The 17,083-nt window shown below is 42.0% G+C and carries 10 protein-coding genes and 2 pseudogenes; 3 read left to right on the forward strand and 9 right to left on the reverse strand.

The window, feature by feature from the left end; all coding sequences use genetic code 11:
- The first annotated feature begins 81 nt into the window (after positions 1–81).
- Positions 82–1,425, forward strand: a complete 1,344-nt coding sequence (gdhA, locus tag EH164_RS12965; RefSeq protein WP_124968507.1) for an NADP-specific glutamate dehydrogenase — start codon at positions 82–84, stop codon at positions 1,423–1,425.
- A 432-nt stretch (positions 1,426–1,857) separates the two neighbouring features.
- On the opposite strand, the pseudogene EH164_RS12975 reads toward gdhA, so the two are convergent.
- From EH164_RS12975 to EH164_RS12990, 4 genes and pseudogenes are all read right to left on the reverse strand, one after another.
- Positions 1,858–3,477 (reverse strand): annotated as a pseudogene (locus EH164_RS12975) (DNA topoisomerase III); the annotation flags it as partial.
- A 121-nt stretch (positions 3,478–3,598) separates the two neighbouring features.
- On the reverse strand, positions 3,599–4,780 hold the full coding sequence (locus EH164_RS12980; protein ID WP_124968509.1) for a response regulator: 1,182 nt from the start codon (positions 4,778–4,780) through the stop codon (positions 3,599–3,601).
- The gene (locus EH164_RS12985) at positions 4,777–5,235 is read right to left on the reverse strand and encodes a response regulator (protein WP_124968510.1); all 459 of its coding nucleotides are present in this window, start codon (positions 5,233–5,235) and stop codon (positions 4,777–4,779) included. Before EH164_RS12985 ends, EH164_RS12980 begins: the two co-directional genes overlap by 4 nt.
- The gene (locus EH164_RS12990) at positions 5,225–8,512 is read right to left on the reverse strand and encodes a hypothetical protein (protein ID WP_124968511.1); all 3,288 of its coding nucleotides are present in this window, start codon (positions 8,510–8,512) and stop codon (positions 5,225–5,227) included. Before EH164_RS12990 ends, EH164_RS12985 begins: the two co-directional genes overlap by 11 nt.
- Positions 8,513–8,896: 384 nt before the next feature.
- On the opposite strand from EH164_RS12990, the pseudogene EH164_RS12995 reads away from it, so the two are divergent.
- Positions 8,897–9,999: pseudogene (locus tag EH164_RS12995) on the forward strand (IS3 family transposase).
- A 69-nt stretch (positions 10,000–10,068) separates the two neighbouring features.
- Here EH164_RS12995 and EH164_RS13000 read toward each other — a convergent pair.
- Complete coding sequence (locus tag EH164_RS13000; protein ID WP_124968512.1) at positions 10,069–10,392, reverse strand: helix-turn-helix domain-containing protein; 324 nt, start codon at positions 10,390–10,392, stop codon at positions 10,069–10,071.
- A 103-nt stretch (positions 10,393–10,495) separates the two neighbouring features.
- On the opposite strand from EH164_RS13000, the gene EH164_RS13005 reads away from it, so the two are divergent.
- Positions 10,496–10,969: a hypothetical protein gene (locus EH164_RS13005; protein ID WP_124968513.1), complete on the forward strand. Its 474-nt coding sequence runs from the start codon at positions 10,496–10,498 to the stop codon at positions 10,967–10,969.
- A gap of 58 nt (positions 10,970–11,027) precedes the next feature.
- Here the strand turns inward: EH164_RS13005 and EH164_RS13010 are convergent, their stop codons facing one another.
- Genes EH164_RS13010 through EH164_RS13025 form a run of 4 tightly spaced genes read right to left on the reverse strand, consistent with a single transcriptional unit; the run spans position 11,028 to position 17,081 of the window.
- The gene (locus EH164_RS13010) at positions 11,028–12,950 is read right to left on the reverse strand and encodes a DNA topoisomerase III (protein WP_124968514.1); all 1,923 of its coding nucleotides are present in this window, start codon (positions 12,948–12,950) and stop codon (positions 11,028–11,030) included.
- Positions 12,947–13,423, reverse strand: a complete 477-nt coding sequence (locus tag EH164_RS13015) for a hypothetical protein (protein ID WP_124968515.1) — start codon at positions 13,421–13,423, stop codon at positions 12,947–12,949. The genes EH164_RS13010 and EH164_RS13015 overlap by 4 nt, the downstream gene beginning before the upstream one ends.
- Positions 13,420–15,297, reverse strand: coding sequence for a site-specific integrase (locus tag EH164_RS13020; protein WP_124968516.1), 1,878 nt, complete (start codon positions 15,295–15,297; stop codon positions 13,420–13,422). Before EH164_RS13020 ends, EH164_RS13015 begins: the two co-directional genes overlap by 4 nt.
- On the reverse strand, positions 15,297–17,081 hold the full coding sequence (locus EH164_RS13025; protein ID WP_124968517.1) for a site-specific integrase: 1,785 nt from the start codon (positions 17,079–17,081) through the stop codon (positions 15,297–15,299). Before EH164_RS13025 ends, EH164_RS13020 begins: the two co-directional genes overlap by 1 nt.
- Positions 17,082–17,083: the final 2 nt, after the last annotated feature.

Here is a 17,083-nt window from a genome sequence, read left to right on the forward strand (position 1 = left end):
TGTTATAGTCGAAAAGCGCCCGTTTTTTGCGCATTGCAAACACAACAACACTCATCAACACAATAAGAGACGCTTATATCTATGGATCAGACCCCCTCTCTTGCAACATTCCTTGATACCGTTCATCAGCGCGATCCGCACCAGCCGGAGTTCTCCCAGGCCGTTCGCGAAGTGATGAGCACCCTCTGGCCCTTTCTCGAAGCCAACCCGCGCTACCGTCAGCTTTCGCTGCTTGAACGTCTGGTTGAGCCGGAGCGCGTAATTCAGTTCCGCGTCGCCTGGGTGGACGATCGCAACCAGGTGCAGGTTAACCGCGCGTGGCGCGTGCAGTTCAGCTCCGCCATCGGCCCCTATAAAGGCGGCATGCGCTTTCACCCTTCGGTGAACCTCTCGATTCTTAAGTTCCTCGGCTTCGAACAGACCTTCAAAAATGCCCTCACCACGCTCCCGATGGGCGGCGGTAAAGGCGGCAGCGATTTCAATCCTAAAGGCAAAAGCGATGGCGAAGTGATGCGCTTCTGCCAGGCGTTGATCACCGAACTTTATCGTCACCTCGGCGCGGATACCGACGTGCCTGCAGGCGATATCGGCGTGGGCGGGCGCGAAGTGGGCTTTATGGCCGGGATGATGAAAAAGCTCTCCAACAACACGGCCTGCGTCTTTACCGGAAAAGGCCTCTCGTTTGGCGGCAGCCTGATCCGCCCGGAAGCGACCGGCTACGGCCTGGTCTACTTCACCGAGGCGATGCTGGAGCGCCACGGCCTTGGCTTTGAAGGGATGCGCGTGGCGGTTTCCGGCTCCGGTAACGTTGCCCAGTATGCGATTGAGAAAGCGATGTCGCTCGGCGCGCGAGTGATTACCGCCTCCGACTCTGCGGGAACGGTGGTTGACGAAGCGGGCTTCACGGTGGAAAAACTGGCGCGCCTGTGTGAGATCAAGGCGAGCCGCGACGGCCGGGTAGCCGATTATGCGCGCGAGTTTGGCCTGACCTATCTGGAAGGGAAACAGCCGTGGTCGGTGCCGGTCGATATCGCGCTGCCCTGCGCCACGCAGAATGAACTGGACGTTGAGGCCGCACAGACGCTTATCGCCAACGGCGTCAAAGCGGTGGCCGAAGGGGCCAATATGCCGACCACCATCGAAGCGACGGATCTGTTCCTCGACGCGAGCGTGCTGTTTGCCCCGGGCAAAGCGGCGAATGCTGGCGGCGTGGCGACATCGGGCCTTGAGATGGCGCAGAATGCGGGCCGCATCAGCTGGAAAGCTGAAGAGGTGGATGCCCGTTTGCAGCACATCATGCTGGATATTCACCAGGCCTGCGTGGAGTACGGCGGCGAAGAGAAGCAGACGCATTACGTGCGCGGCGCGAATATCGCGGGCTTTGTTAAAGTCGCCGACGCGATGATCGCCCAGGGCGTGATTTAACCGCAGCGCACTGCCGGATGGCGGCGTAAACGCCTTATCCGGCCTACGGGCTGTCATGCTGTTGTAGGCCTGATAAGCGCAGCGCCATCAGGCAGGGGTTCAGGCACGGTGCGCATTGCCGGATGGCGGTATAAACGCCTTATCCGGCCTACGGATCGGTACGCTGTTGTAGGCCTGATAAGCGTAGCGCCATCAGGCAGGGTTTCAGACACGGTGCGGATTGCCGGATGGCGGCGTATCGCCTTATCCGGCCTACGGATCGGCATGCTGTTGTAGGCCTGATAAGCGCAGCGCCATCAGGCAGGGTTTCAGGCACGGTGCGGATTGCCGGATGGCGGCGTATCGCCTTATCCGGCCTACAAAACCGTAAGCCCGATAAGCGCGGTTTTGTAGGCCCGATAAGCACAGCGCCATCGGGCATTGATGACGGAATTACGAGGCAGGTGCTTCCGCCGCGGGCGGGCGTTTCTTACTCTTTCCTTTGGCGAAGGATTTTTTCTTATCGCCGCCGGGTGCCACCAGGCCGCGGAACTGTCGTACAGGGGTGCTGCGCGCCTGGTGGATCAGCTCATGCAGCGTGCCGACCAGCGGCTGCATAAAGTCCTGGTAACGGCACTCTTTTTCGCTGATCTGTGTCAGCACCGACTCCCAGTGCGCGGTCATATCCGGCCGCGCCGCCATCTCCGGCAGCGAGTGAATCAATGCCCTTCCTGCGTCGGAGGAGTGAATATAGCGCCCTTTCTTCACCAGAAAGCCGCGCTTAAACAGCAGTTCGATAATGCCCGCGCGCGTCGCTTCTGTGCCTAATCCATCGGTGGCGCGCAGGATCTTTTTCAGATCCTTATCCTGCACAAAGCGCGCAATACCGGTCATCGCAGAGAGCAGCGTCGCATCGGTAAAATGGCGCGGCGGCTGCGTCTGGCGCGCCACCACTTCGCCCTTCTCACATAACAGCTCATCGCCCTTTGCGACCACCGGCAGCGGCGTGCCGTCATCATCTTCATCACGCTCTTTCGCGCCAAGCAGCGTCCGCCACCCCGCTTCCGCAAGGAAACGCGCTTTGGCGATAAACTTGCCGTTGGCGATATCGAGATCGATCTGGCACTTGCGGAACACCGCATCCGGGCAGAACTGCATCAGATATTGCCGCGCAATCAGGTTGTAGACTTTGGCTTCGTTATCGCTGAGGCTTACCTTCGAGCTGCGCGCGGTCGGAATGATGGCGTGGTGAGCATCCACCTTTTTATCATCCCAGCAGCGGTTGCGCGTATCGGGGTTAACCACCGGCTGCGGCAGCAGATCGGCGGCATGCACACCAATCGCGTTCAGCACCGCATGGCGACCGGCGAAGTGCTCCTCCGGCAGATAGCGGCTGTCGGAGCGCGGATAGGTAATTAATTTGTGGGTTTCATACAGCTTCTGGCAGATATCGAGCACGTTCTGCGCGCTCAGGCCAAAACGCTTCGCCGCCTCAATCTGCAGTGATGAGAGGGAGAACGGCAGCGGTGCCAGTTCTGATTCCCGTTTATCGTTATAGGCGGTGACCATCGCCGGTTGACCGCTGATGCGGTTAACCACGTGCTCCGCCAGCGCGCGATGGAGTAGACGCCCCTCTTCATCCTGGTAAGGCTCACAGGAATCGCTCGGCTGCCAGAGGGCGGTAAACCGCTCCCCGGCGGGCGTCACAATGTGCGCTTTCACTTCAAAAAAATCTTTCGAAACGAAGTTTTCAATCTCTTCATCGCGCCGCACCACCAGCCCCAGCACCGGCGTCTGGACGCGCCCAACGGAGAGCACCCCCTGATACCCGGCGTTGCGGCCTAAAAGCGTATAGGCGCGGGTCATATTAATGCCGTAAAGCCAGTCTGCGCGGGCGCGGGCCAGCGCGGAGACGCAGAGCGGGATAAACTCGCTGTTAGCACGCAGCCGCCCAATCGCTCTCTCCACCGCCTGCGGGTTGAGATCGTTAATCAGGCAGCGCTGCACATGCTGGCGCTTTTCCGCCGGCAGTTGCAGGTAGTCAATCACCTCATCGACCAGCAGTTGCCCTTCATCATTACTGTTACAAGTTTTTCTTGAGAAAAAACTAAATTATAAATATTGGAATGATATTTTTTCTCATAGTCATTTATAAACACATCAAAAATTTTACAACCTATTGAAAAAGAAGATATTAAAGCAAAAAAAACACATAAGCTAAACTTATCAGTCCCGTGACATAAACGATCTCTTTAACTTTTCCTAATAGTGATATGCTTTTCTCTATAACAACATTTGACATTGATTCTTTTTTTCTGTTATCCACAAATTCAATGGAGGAAGGGTTTCCAATCAAAGGAAGCCAGTGTTTTTCCATGAAGTTATCTGTTTCAAAATAATGGCTGTGACCACCCCGAAAAAAACGATTTACAAATCTATTATTGTTTAGACCATAAAAACCAACTCTTCCTGCCATGCCCGTATTTGGTACTAAAGCCTGTGACAAAAATAAAACACTATCATCAGAGCCACAATCGTTGACAATTCTGGCATTTGTTTTATCTAATATAAGCTTAAAATTAAAAGTCGATGGCAAAACGGTACCAGAAAGAACAATGAGACTAACATTAATATCTTCATTCTTTTTAAGTAAAAAATCATTTATAGCTTTGACAACAATGTACGTTCCGAAGCTATGGGAAAAAAACATCATTTCTTTATTTTCAGGGCTGCGGTCCCTTATATCTTTCAATTGTCCAGCAAAATGCTTTAATTTCAAAGTCCTTAGAAATGGAATGAAAAATGATATAACAGTAAAGTAGCCGTATTTATAAGATTGAAATTCAACCGTATCAACCTTAGATTCAACAACCTTTTTAAGCCTTTCTTGCCATGCCCCATAGGTCCTGATACCGTGGACAGTAATACAGATTATATCCTTTCCACTAGTATAGTTCGAAACCTTTCTTGTTGATTCAAATTCTACTGCTTTGAGTAATGAACCTTTCCATGCTTTGTTGCGTATTGATGCCTCGATAAGTACTTCGCAATGTTCATCAAACTGTCTTCGAAATAGTTCAATATCATCGAAATGTGCTGTAATCCCTACGATTTTACCTGGTTTTTTTATTGCTGGCCTACTTTTAATATCATTTAATAATTGCAAGCCAAAATGTGCCCTTGGAGATTCATCTCTTTTTGGAAGCACGACGTCAAGTATTAGAAAGTCGAAACATACATTTCTTAAATACCCCTTTGCCGTTTGTGTATTCTTTGCACAATAAATTTCGTTATCTGACAAGCCGAAATTTGTAGCGAGCAAATTTTTTATTTCTAATTGGCGAGTTATATTATCATCAACAATTAATACTTTCATTTTCTGAGTCCTTGAATTGAACCAATGAGTTCCTCTCTCCATTCACTTTTAGTGTTGCTATATAAAACAAAACCCAAACAATCTTCGGAGTATTGCTTTAGAAGCTCGTCTTTTAAAGTTTCATATGAGTATGAATTAATATTATCACTAAAATTTTTATACTGCGTTATGAATATGAATTTAGACTTTTTATTTCTTTTACTCATCTTTCGAGCAAGTTCTTTCCCACCAAAAACACGAAAATCCCCTCCAGAATTGCTAGTGCTTTTATCGAATGTCGGCAAACTCATATCAAACAAGATTAAATCGTAATTTTCTTTAGTAATCATTTTCCAAGCTGATGTGAATGAATAACACTCTGATAACCTGATATCTTCCAGTTCAGTCTGAATAACTTCTACAATTCTTTTTCTTTTAAATTCATTATCCTCCACAATTAATATATTAATATCCATACGACACCTCAACTTTAAATGATCCTGCAGTATGGCTGGGCTGTATGTTATATAATTTAGAAACGTTCTTCAATGCATGAAGACATTTATATAACCCGGATCCTCCATTATTCAAAAGAAGATCGTTGTCATTCATATTTATGAGTTTTAATCTTATGTTTTCATAATGACCATTGTTTATAAGCTCTAGCGCACGCTCTGACATTTCATTCGATATGGAAATTTTAAAACATCCACTTTCATTGCCAGAAATTTCAATTTTAACGGCAAAGTTTTCTTTGGAAAACTTATAACTATTATTAAGAAAGTTTATTAGACACAATACAAGAACATATAAATGAGTTCCGGGAATGTAGTGACTCGAAGCTTTCTTAATTTCAACATTAATTTCGCAATTATTTATCTGTTGAAAACACTTGATTGCCAAGTGAACCAACTTCTCAAGTTCAATGCTATTTAAGTGAGTACTTTTCTTTAATGAAAACCATTCGCAAACGGTACGAATATGCTCTTTCACCTCTGTGTTTGAGATCCTTATCTCTTCCAAAAGATTACTCATAGATGTGCCTCTTCTAGCATGGCTTATCGACTCTAATAAATCTGAATAAAGATCATCTATACGAGCTGCAAATATCAAGTTCAATTTACTCTTCATTGAATCCAAGCATTCATCAAGCTTATTATTGAACATCTTGAATATGTCAAAAGCTATCTGCTCCACTGAGCAATTGCTATCGAGCATTGATTTCACACAAGCAAAGTCTATTAAAGAAATTTCAAAGAAAAACACTCTATCTGCATCGTCTCCATTTAAAGAAGTTTTCATCCAGTTTTCTGCTACATCAATCAACTTATTGAAATCAGAGCTGAACTTGATTAAAACATTATCGACATCGTTGAGGATATTGTCATTAATCATATGATAATACTTAAGCCAATACGCATTTGACTTATAGTTCCCACTTTCATCCAGCTCTGTAATTAGGTGTTTACTTTGAGGAGATGAACAAATTAAATTCCCAAAGAAACCATGTCGAATCTCAGAGCTTAAGTTAATGTCGAGACCAACTTCTTTATTGTTAAAATAATCGACCAACAGTGTATTTATTATTCTAACTATTATAGTGTTTTTGTCCCCTTTTATAACTGTCATATCCTCAATCTGATACATTAAATCTTCATCAGAAATTTCCACTTCACTATCGCTGTAATACTTAGATACTAGAACTTCTATATCCTGCTTCCTCTTATCATAAATATGTTTTGTATCAACAAATATTTTTGCATTATTGAATCTAGCTGCTTCACTATCAATAAGTATGCCATCGACAATATATTTACACTCCTTATCAATTTCAGATTGATTTAAGTATCCTTGTGATACAAGCTTATTCAATATTTTTATTCTTTCAATCTTAAGGTCGTTATCATCATCAAAACAACCTAAATAGTCCATCACATCTACTTTTGCAATTTCATAGAGAAACTTAACTTCCTTTCTATCCAAATCACTTTTTAACAACTCGCTGGGTCTATCGATACCTCTTTCTATTATATATTCTTCAAAAAACTCATTTATAACTTCGCTTTTATCTTCTTTGCTATATAAATTATAATAATAAGCACAAATAACAGAATCTAAAGAGTATATTTTTTTAGAGTTTATAAAACTTACAATTTTTTCAAGTGGCAAGCAAATATTTGAATTGATGTTTTTAATCAACTCATCGCTAGAGAAAGAAATTAGGCTCATGAAATCATTATTTTTAAGATAATACTCAACCCTCAATTCGATAGAATCTTTGCGGATTTTTGAAGCGTATTCATATGCCTCAATGAATTTAATGGCACTGGAATCAGAGTTAGCTATTGCCACAATAGCATCACGTTTTAATTTTCTTATTGAATCCATTTGCGTTAAGGAACCATCAATATATAAAGATGGTGGGGATTCCAAATTGCATGCAAGCGGCGTCAATTTAGTATGAAAAAAATTAGTTTTATTAATAACTTTGTTTTTTATTTTTTCATCCAAGAAAAAAGGCGCTGACTTCATAATACTAATGAGTATATGATCAGATATCTCAAAATTTGAATAAATTATTGATATATTAACAAGTTGCAAAATTGCCTGATTGGAGTCCTTTAAGGAATAAATAGAGATTAGGTTGTTGATTATATCATATAACAAAGGTGGAAGAGATTTAGGTTTGCGTGATGTATATATATATGACTTAGCTATCAAGTTTACTTTAGTAATAATATTTTTTACAGAGCCAATATTTTCTTCTACCCTATCCAGTATTGCAGAGTATTGACCAGCAGTATATTCGCACACTTCTTTGTCTATTTCTATTTCAGTATTATCTAATTCTATTCCTTTCAGCCTTGATATAAGTTTTTTTAATGTTTCAGAGTCTATTTTTTTACTGATATCTTCAAAAATGGTCAGGGAGTTTACTACATCATGTTCTGTCATCTCCCCCTTTCCAAAACCATATATAATTATTTTTTGCAGAGCGTCATACAGATCAATTAAAGGAAGCTTCTGTAGCCAATATGAAGAATAACCTAAATCAACATCATCATAGAGAGGATATTGTAAACACATTACAGAATAAAAAGCAGCTATGTCTAAAGCGCCACCTTCAATGTACTCCTTACTAGATCTTCTTACCATTGTTTCTATAGCTATGCTTGCTTCAATGCTATGTGATTTCCACCCACATACCCTTATAACTTCATAAAGTGTTTCTGATATTTTCTTTGTTTTCCATTTTTCGACTAAATCTTCAATAAGATTAAATTCATTTTTAGCAGTTAATACAGCTATCCTGCAGTGCATTTCCCATAAAGAAAGACCAATTAAATTATTCACTTCATCTAACTTTGAACAAACTTCCTCAAACTTCCCCTTTATAAATAAATCTTCCAAATTGAAGCGAATTTTGTTAATTTCATTCAATTTAGCAGACTCTCTCAACAAAACTGACCTAAAGAGCATAATTAGACGATTATGCTTAAAATCGTTTTGCCTTATTGTATCTTTTGTTATTATTTCCCCACTAGGCATTTTTGACTGATTGAGAAAACCAAATACACCTTCATCTCTCAATATCACATCTAATGAGCTTTCATATTCCTTATCTGTCGATCTTGCTAAGAAATAAAAAAATGCATCAATCTTTTCTTTCTGTAATGGCTTCAATACAGAAGCTACGACTTCATGTGTTTTTTTAGTTCTGTTCCTAGGATTATGAATTCTTATTTTTCTCATGACTTTCTCTTTTTCAAAAAGGGTTATAAGTTTTCAACAAAACACAAGGGATACCATAAAGGGATTATTATATATATGTTAATAATAACATAGCTAAACTATATGAATGCGCTACCGCCATAAAAATGCAACTAAATATTAAAATACTTAACATTTAATGTCTATAGGTAAGGTTATCTTCGTTAGTACAGCTTTTTTTTAGAATAAGACTTAACTAGCAAAATTAAACATAACTTCTTATGTTGGCCGACTTGATGCCCTTGCAATAACCAGCCTTACCTGACCCGAAATTCTGCTCCATTTAGAAAAATAATTCCGTAATGATGATAACTCCCCCGAGCGAAGGTTGCGCCGATGAAAAAATCACGATTCATCGAAGAGTAGATTGTCTTTGCTCTGAAGCAGGCTGAACTGGGGTCGTCCGTGCCCGAAGTCTGCCGCAAGCTGGGCATCTCCGACGCCACGTTTTACAGCTGACGAAAAAAATACGGCGTGCTCTCTCCTTCAGAGCTAAACACATGCGGCAGCTTGAGGAAGAGAAACGCAGGTTGAAGAAGCTGGCTGCCGATCTGAGCCTCGACAAGGCCATGCTGCAGGATGTGCTGACAAAAAAGAGCTAACGCTGGCGCGTCTGAGCGAATGGGACCAAGGCCTGCAGGCACGCTACAGAGCCAGTGAGAGGCAGGTCTGTTTTGCGCTACGGGTCAGCCGCAGCTCTTCCCGCTACCGTTCTGTGGCAACAGACGCCAGTGCGCTACGCCTCCGTATCAGTGAGATCACCGAAACCCGGGTCCACTATGGCTGCCACAGGGTTCACGTCATGCTCAGGCGGGAGGGCTGGCGGGCTGGCGGGCTGGCGGGCTGGCGGGATAATCATAAACGTATTTACCGACTCTACAGCGAGCATGGGCTGTCCCTGCGTCTCAAACGCCCACGCCGGAATTAAACCGGCACAGCGCCGACAGCTCCAACCTCAGGGGATGTATAAGAATCATGTCTGGGGCATGGACTTTGTTTCTGACGCCTTATTTGATGGGCGTCGGTTACGTCTGCTGACAGCCATAGATCTCTACACACGCGAATGTCCAGGGATCTGCGCGGGCCAGAATCTGCGCTCAACTGAAGTCACAGATATACTGAACACCATTGCGCTCAGACGTCCCTTACCACAATAGCTGGAAACCGTTAACGGCTTTGAATTTGCGGGAAAAAAGCTTGATAAATGGGTATATGAACGCGGGATCCGTATCGATTTCTCTCGACCGGGAATACCGACGGACAATTCCAGAGTGGAATCGTTCAATGGGAGGCTGCGACAGGAATGCCTGAACGAGAACTGGTTCATGTCTCTGGAGGATGCACGGTGCAAAATCGAGGACTGGCGCAAACACTATTATGAGAGTCGCCCACATTCTGCATTGGGCTGGATGATCGCATCCGAATTCGCCGAAAAATCTGCCAGTTGCCAGAATAAGCAACCAACCTGAAGCTGGTTATTCCTGATTATTACTAACTGATCTTTGTATCTAATACTGGGGGCAGGTCAAACAATCACGTTATTCTTTATAACCAGTACTAACCTTTTTACGCAATGTAGAAATCAAACTTAACTTTGTGCTTTCATCGAGATTTTCGAAAAGACATACGAGTTCGGCACTCAATTCATCTTCGCAAAAAAAGTAGCTCAAGGGTACGCCAAGTTCACTTGCTATCTTTTTTAGCATGTCCACATCGGGCAAATGACGTCCTTTCTCATAATGATTCATACGCCCGCTAGCCGAGCTTTCATCCATACCAACTCTGATCCCCAAGTCTTTTTGAGACAGGCCAACTTTTTTTCTAGCCAGCCTAAGTCGTTCTGGGAAGGGATTATTCTGCAAAGTATTTTCATCATATTGTTTCTCGGATGCATAGATTGTCTAAGTTTCGCTTACTCCTGTATACTTAGCAATCCTAAGTTTATGATTTCGAGTTTCTACAGATATGAATCACAAGACTTCATTTCGGCGTAGTAAAAAGTTCCGTAGAATATTAAGTAAAGCTACTTGTGAGACAATATCACGTAAAACATTGATAAATAATGCAATTAACAGCTTAGAGTTATCCGAGAAGCAAGCAGCAGGGCTTGTTGACCGAGGTGTTTGTGAGTTAAAAAAGCAAGGCTTGGTAATATCAACTAGGAGCCGAAAACACACAACTTACGTGTTCTCTACATCGCTCATAAACCATCAAAAATTACATGAAGTTAATGATGCTAAGTCTATGCTTTATCGTGAAAAAAAAACCTTAGAAAAAGAGTTGTCTCTAATTCATTACGAACTTGAAGCGTATCAAGAACTGATAAAAAAAATCCCTCAAAAAAAGTATAAAATCAATAAGTTACAGATAGACACAACAGAAAGAGCCCAGAAACTGAATGGAAAATTACGTGCAGTTAATCAGTTGCTATCCCTTTAAGAGAAGGAGGCCAAGCAAGTGGCCTCTTTTTGACTTTGACTTACTAGAATCTAACCTGTCATTGGCTCCGTTTGTGTACATTTTTAGAATATGGCTTTTTATATGAGGAACTTCCCAAGCCTCTGAGTCCATCAAAACGGATTTTATCGACCTGATTAATGAATATATGCAGCCCATCTATCATGGGTTGCATAAACTGACCATACCTTAATTTTTTTTCGGAAATAGCTTCTAGTTGTGACTCCCAGTGTGCAGTCATATCTGGTTTGGTCATGGCTTCTGGCAGGGACAGAATCAATCGTCGGCCAATATCCGTAGCATGGATTTCTTTGCCTTTTTTGGTCAGATAGTCGCGCTTGAACAACAACTCAATGATGCCTGCTCGGGTTGCTTCTGTTCCGAGGCCATCGGTCTCTCTAAGTACCTTTTTAATCGTTCTGTCGGTCACGTATCTGGCAATGCCCGTCATAGCTGATAACAAAGAAGCATCGGTAAAGTGGCGTGGCGGTGAGGTCTGTTTTTCATCGAGTTTGCCATCAACACAGAGTACCTCCTCCCCTTTGATAACATCTGGCAACCTTACGGCTGAAAACTCGGGATCATCAGATGATGTTTTCCGCTCCGGTAATAGTGCCTTCCAGCCTTTATCCACAACCTCTTTCTGCCTGCTGATAAACAACCCGCCACCGACTTCGGTATCAATCTGCTTTTCCTGATATTGAAAAGGCGGATAGAACTGCATCAGATATTGTCTCGCCACTAGTTCATAAACGTTCTGCTCCTCTAATGACAGGCGACTGGTATCTATCCCGCGACTAGTGGGGACAATGGCATGGTGCGCGCTGACCTTTTCATCATTCCACGCCTTGGACTTGAGGGAGAAATCAGCAATACCCACTGCTAGTGCCAGTCCTGGGATTGTTTTAGCGATTGCTTGAGTGACCCCATGAGTATCACCAAAGTGTCCAGTGGGTAGATAACGACAATCTGAACGAGGGTAGGTGATCAGCTTATGCTTTTCATAGAGCTGCTGACAAACATCTAGAGTCTTCTGGGCATTGAGATTAAAACGTCTGGAAGCATCGATTTGCAGCGCGGACAGGTTATAGGGCAATGGCGGGGCTTGCTTCGCCCGCTCTTCCGTTACCGCAACCACAGTTCCTGGCTGGCCTATGACCTTCTTCAAAACGGTTTCAGCCAGCTTTTTCAGTACAAGTCGCCCCTCTTCATCCATATAGGGTTCACAGGCGACACTAGGTTTCCATTTTGCCGTATATATTTGTTCTTTATCAGTCTTGAGAACGATGAACACATCGTAGAAGGGTTTGGAGACAAAATTCTCTATCTCTAAGTCACGATTAACTACCAGACCAAGCACCGGAGTCTGTACACGCCCTACAGAGAGAACACCATTGTAACCCGATGACTGCCCTCGCAGTGTGCATAAACGGGTCATATTGATGCCATACAGCCAGTCAGCACGCGCCCTTGCTAGGGCTGAAGTAGCTAAAGGAATAAAGTCAATATTTCTGCGCAAGTCATTTAACGCCCTTTGGATAGCGTCAGCGTTCATATCATTGATTAAGCAACGCTTAGCCGCTTCCCGTTTCTCTTTTGGGACACCACAATAATTAATAATCTCATCAACTAGGATTTGACCGACCCTATCGGGGTCGCCCATATTGACCAAAACATCGGCTTCGTTAATCAGTTTTTTTATAACGTTAAATTGCTTCTGCGTGGCGGGCTTTACCGAGTGTTTCCACTCCACAGGCACAATAGGTAGGTGTTCCCTACGCCATTTTTTGAATTCAGGATTATAGACATCAGGCTCGGCCTGCTCGAGTAAATGGCCAATACACCAAGTCACCACATCACCGTTGGCGGTTCTAATAAACCCGTCACCCTTTTGATGCGGTTTAGGCAGAACATCAGCGACCGCCCTGCCCACGCTTGGTTTTTCAGCTATGTACAAAATCACTGACTTCTCCTGCTATTGATATCAAGAATCTTGAGTGCTGATACTTCCCTTTCCAAGGCATCGATCTTATCGAATGCTTCGAACAAAGAGAATTCTAACTGGGCATTTTTAGCAATAATCTTATCACAGAAGGCTTTGATATCATCTCTTTGCGACTTATAACGTTCTTTTATCTCGCGCTCCCTATCTCTTTGTGCGCGCATTTTATCCACCGAGGCTTTACCTGAAGCAACAGTGGACACAGCGTGGTCGATTTTTCTTTCATGAATAGCTCTTTTAGCTTTCTGAACAAATTCATCATAATAGTAGATCCCTCCCGAACTTAGACCCGCTTCCTGATTGATACGGCTCAGATTTACTCTCCCATCGTGGGGAGTCAGTTCCGGAACGCCGTTTAGTAAACGTTCAAGAGCCTGCTCAAGTCTTATTATAGTTAATTTACCTCGCTCAGAGAGCGTTTCTTCATTATTCATAAATAAGTGTCCTTTTTATTGAAAGCAACATACTCAAGATGATGCTCGGATAAAACTTGTTCAATCGCTCTGATTTCGTAAAATATTTTCGAGATGATATTCGGCATATCCAGGCCAGCTGCAATAAGCACATTATGTTTTATGATTAATTTTTCTCTAATCGGGATAAATGATTTAGCCTTGTCTTTTGTAACAATCTTGTACTGACAAGTCGTCATATCACAAATACGATCACAATTTGGATTCGTGCAATACCCTCCAGGATGCTCCACAAGAGAAAGCTGTCCATCCTGAATTTGCTTACGAATCTCTTCTCGATTTAAGTAAATACGCGCGTGCCCCTCAGCTCGAAGGTTTTTAATTCTTTTCCCTTCATTCCCTCCTAAATTTTCAGCCTCATTATAAATATGATAAAAAACATCTGTCATATAGTTCTGGTTTTCACCCGCAATCTCATCCTGGAGCTCTTTATCAATCATCATATCAGTAAAAGAAGCGATATTGGCTTGATTTGCGTACCAAGATGTCATAGTCATATTCATATGCTTAAACTGATATTTAATATCCAACAAAGATGCCAGCTTATTACGCACTAGATAAACAGCAAAGGTTCGGCGGAATGCATGAGGATGGACTTTCAGCATCTGCCCTATTTTAAGCTCACCTTTTCTGGAAGGATTTAATAAGTCGAACTCTTCGACATCAACTTTTGTAGCATGATAGCCAACGGATTTAATGAAGGTGTTGAGCGAGTGAGCCAGTGATTGCCTTCCAGCCTCGGGACGATGCCCGTGCATATAGGGAAGTGTAATAAACAAACTGTCTACTTTTTTAAGCAAAGCCTTTCTTTCATCAGAATGTACAATTGTGGCCGCTTTTTCTCTCCATTTTTCACGCGCAAAGTTAAATGCACTCCAAAGCAGTAATATGGCCTTTTGAACACTCGGTATCGTCACCCATGAAGTATGACGAGCGACCCCGCCTATATTAGGCTTGGTATCAACACCATGTACGACAGGAATTGTCATTTTTCCATATATTTTCTCTTGATAAGAATCTATCCTGAAAGACTTTAACTCACCATCTCGACAACCAGTAAATGCCGCAATAACGGTGTAACAGGCACCACGCAGCCAAGATAACCATGAGCCACTATAGTCGAATTGAATGTCAAAGTTTTCTGGCAACTGTTTAATATTCTTAAGAGCGTATTTTCTTGCAGAAATATTAGACTTATAGCGTTTTGATGATTCGAAATACTCAGTAATATAATCATTATAGCATGAAGATATTTCATTTCTATATGGATAATAAGCATCAACAATTCGTAGAGCCTCACCATAGTATGCAGATGCAATAGATTCTGGAATACATACTGCTTGTGAGACCGATGTACCACTCACAGATAAATACAATGCTAACTCTTCGTAATTCCTTATCTCTCTGGTGATGACTTTTTCATTAAACAAATGCGATAAAAAAATAAGATTATTTTTCCATGTCTTAAATTTCAATCGCTTACTTTTGGCCTCAACTAACAGTCGTCTATAACACTCATCATCATCAATAAAATCATATGATACGCCATTACAACTTGTGATGCATTTTTCAAAAATAACAGCACCCTCAATAATATTTTTTATGGCACTTTTTTTTGAATTTAAGCTATCATTTGATATGACTTTGTGAACTAGGTATTTTACTGTCGACCTGAATGAACCAGATAACCTAGAGAAAGAAACGTTAAAGCCTAATGTCCAGAAATGCCAATTATCAGAGCCATAGTAGCTATATGGATGACCTTCCGTGTCAAAAGAAACGATCAGATCATCAAAAGTATTATTACTATCAATAAATTTAAGAAGTTCTTTCATCAGTAAACACCCAGCATCAATTCCAGATCATTTGTATCCTGCCAAAGGGGATGCACTCCATTTAGGTATTTATCATAAGCTTGGCTATACACCGCAGCATGCTCCCTTTTCATTCGTTCTATAATGACCTGAATAGTATTACTTACCTTACTCAGTAAATTTGACGGGCGGGAATTAATCGCTGGTCTTGCGAATGATTCCAGAATTACATCGTTAAATGAGAGCAAAAGCCAGATATCATCAATCTCGGCAATAATTGCGTGATGCCTACATCCAAAACACTCAAGAAATTTATGACAAGCCACCACATCATGATTTTTGGCCAGACCATTTTTGACCAGAGCTTCTTTTACTTTTATGGCTTTATCCTTAAAAGCTCCACCGCATCTTAAGCCATTGGTCAGCTTTTTGAATTCTTTGCTTACTTCGCTCTCTTTAAGCGGGTCGTGGAACAGGAATGCATGCTCAACGATAACCTTATCTAATGGTTTCCCCAAGGCAGTCTGCTCTCTTATATAAAGTGCGGAAGCCAGTGAAAACTCTGTAGTGACCGGGTTACCATCTGCATAATGTTTTGCTACCGTTTCGACAGAATTATTGAGCCCTTGGGAAACAAAGAATACACTCTCAGTTGCCCTCATAATTAATGAAGCTTTCGTTTTTCTAAAGCGCTGACTACTCAAAGCAGGTAGCCCAAGATCAACTAAGGTTTTATTTAAAATACCCATGCCAGTATCAGTCATATATGATTTATTATTAATTGTTGGATTTGGGAACAAAAACCCATCTTCATCATTATTTATTTTTTTGCTAATATACATCCAACTTTCAAAGAAAGATCTAGCTTCCTTAGTAAATCCAACATCAATTTCATTCACGCGCCCTGATTGCCTTCCTTTTTTTGTTCTTAATTTAAATACTTTTCTATTAATATTTTTAAATAGTTCTTCGGTAAAATCTGACAACTTTAACTTTAATAATGATGCTGAATTTGCTCCAGTATAGAAACAAGTGATAAAATATGCCACTCGAACCAAGTCAGTTACCCATACAGTATCACTATTACGATATGATACTGTTCTTTCTGAGGATGTTTTATTTTTATATTGATAATTACCTTGCAGATCTTTTAACTCATAAAGAGGAAAAGCTTTTGGTTTAGTATCATTTTCGATATGCATCGAATAACAATTGTATATGAATTTCAAGGCTGATAATAAATCTTTAATTTCATTGTCAGTATAGGGAAGAGTTGCCTGTGTATCTGATGGAAAAGAAAAAAAACTATCCTTACATTGTTTGAAAAGCTCATAATCCAAAGCTTTTAATAAAGCTTTAAGGGAATTTTGACGGCCAGACAACGTTTTCCCTTTACTTCCCTTATGATATAAGCTAACGAGGCTTTTTATATACATTGATATTGTGTCAATGCAGAAAACATTTTTAATGTTTTGTTCATCTGTCATTTTTAAAAAACGGACGGTTTCATTAAAAACATTCACTTTAGTTCGGTCGGTTGCATCTAGGCTGTGTATTGCATTACAAATGCGTACTACAAGCAATTGTCTGTCTGCATCGATAATTTCTGGTTGATTAATTGGAATAAGAGATCGCCTCCCTGCAACAGGAAGAACTGGACAGTTTTTATAAAGTAAACGTTCGAAATTTGCCGAACCATGACCGTCTGTTATTGATTTATCCTGCAAGCTAATATTTATTACTGTATCAGTATTGATAAATGATGGCGGTGCTATTTTACGTTTTTTATCTCTTAAAAAGGCCATAG

Source organism: Kosakonia sp. CCTCC M2018092 (assembly GCF_003864115.1).
Lineage (GTDB): Bacteria > Pseudomonadota > Gammaproteobacteria > Enterobacterales > Enterobacteriaceae > Kosakonia > Kosakonia cowanii.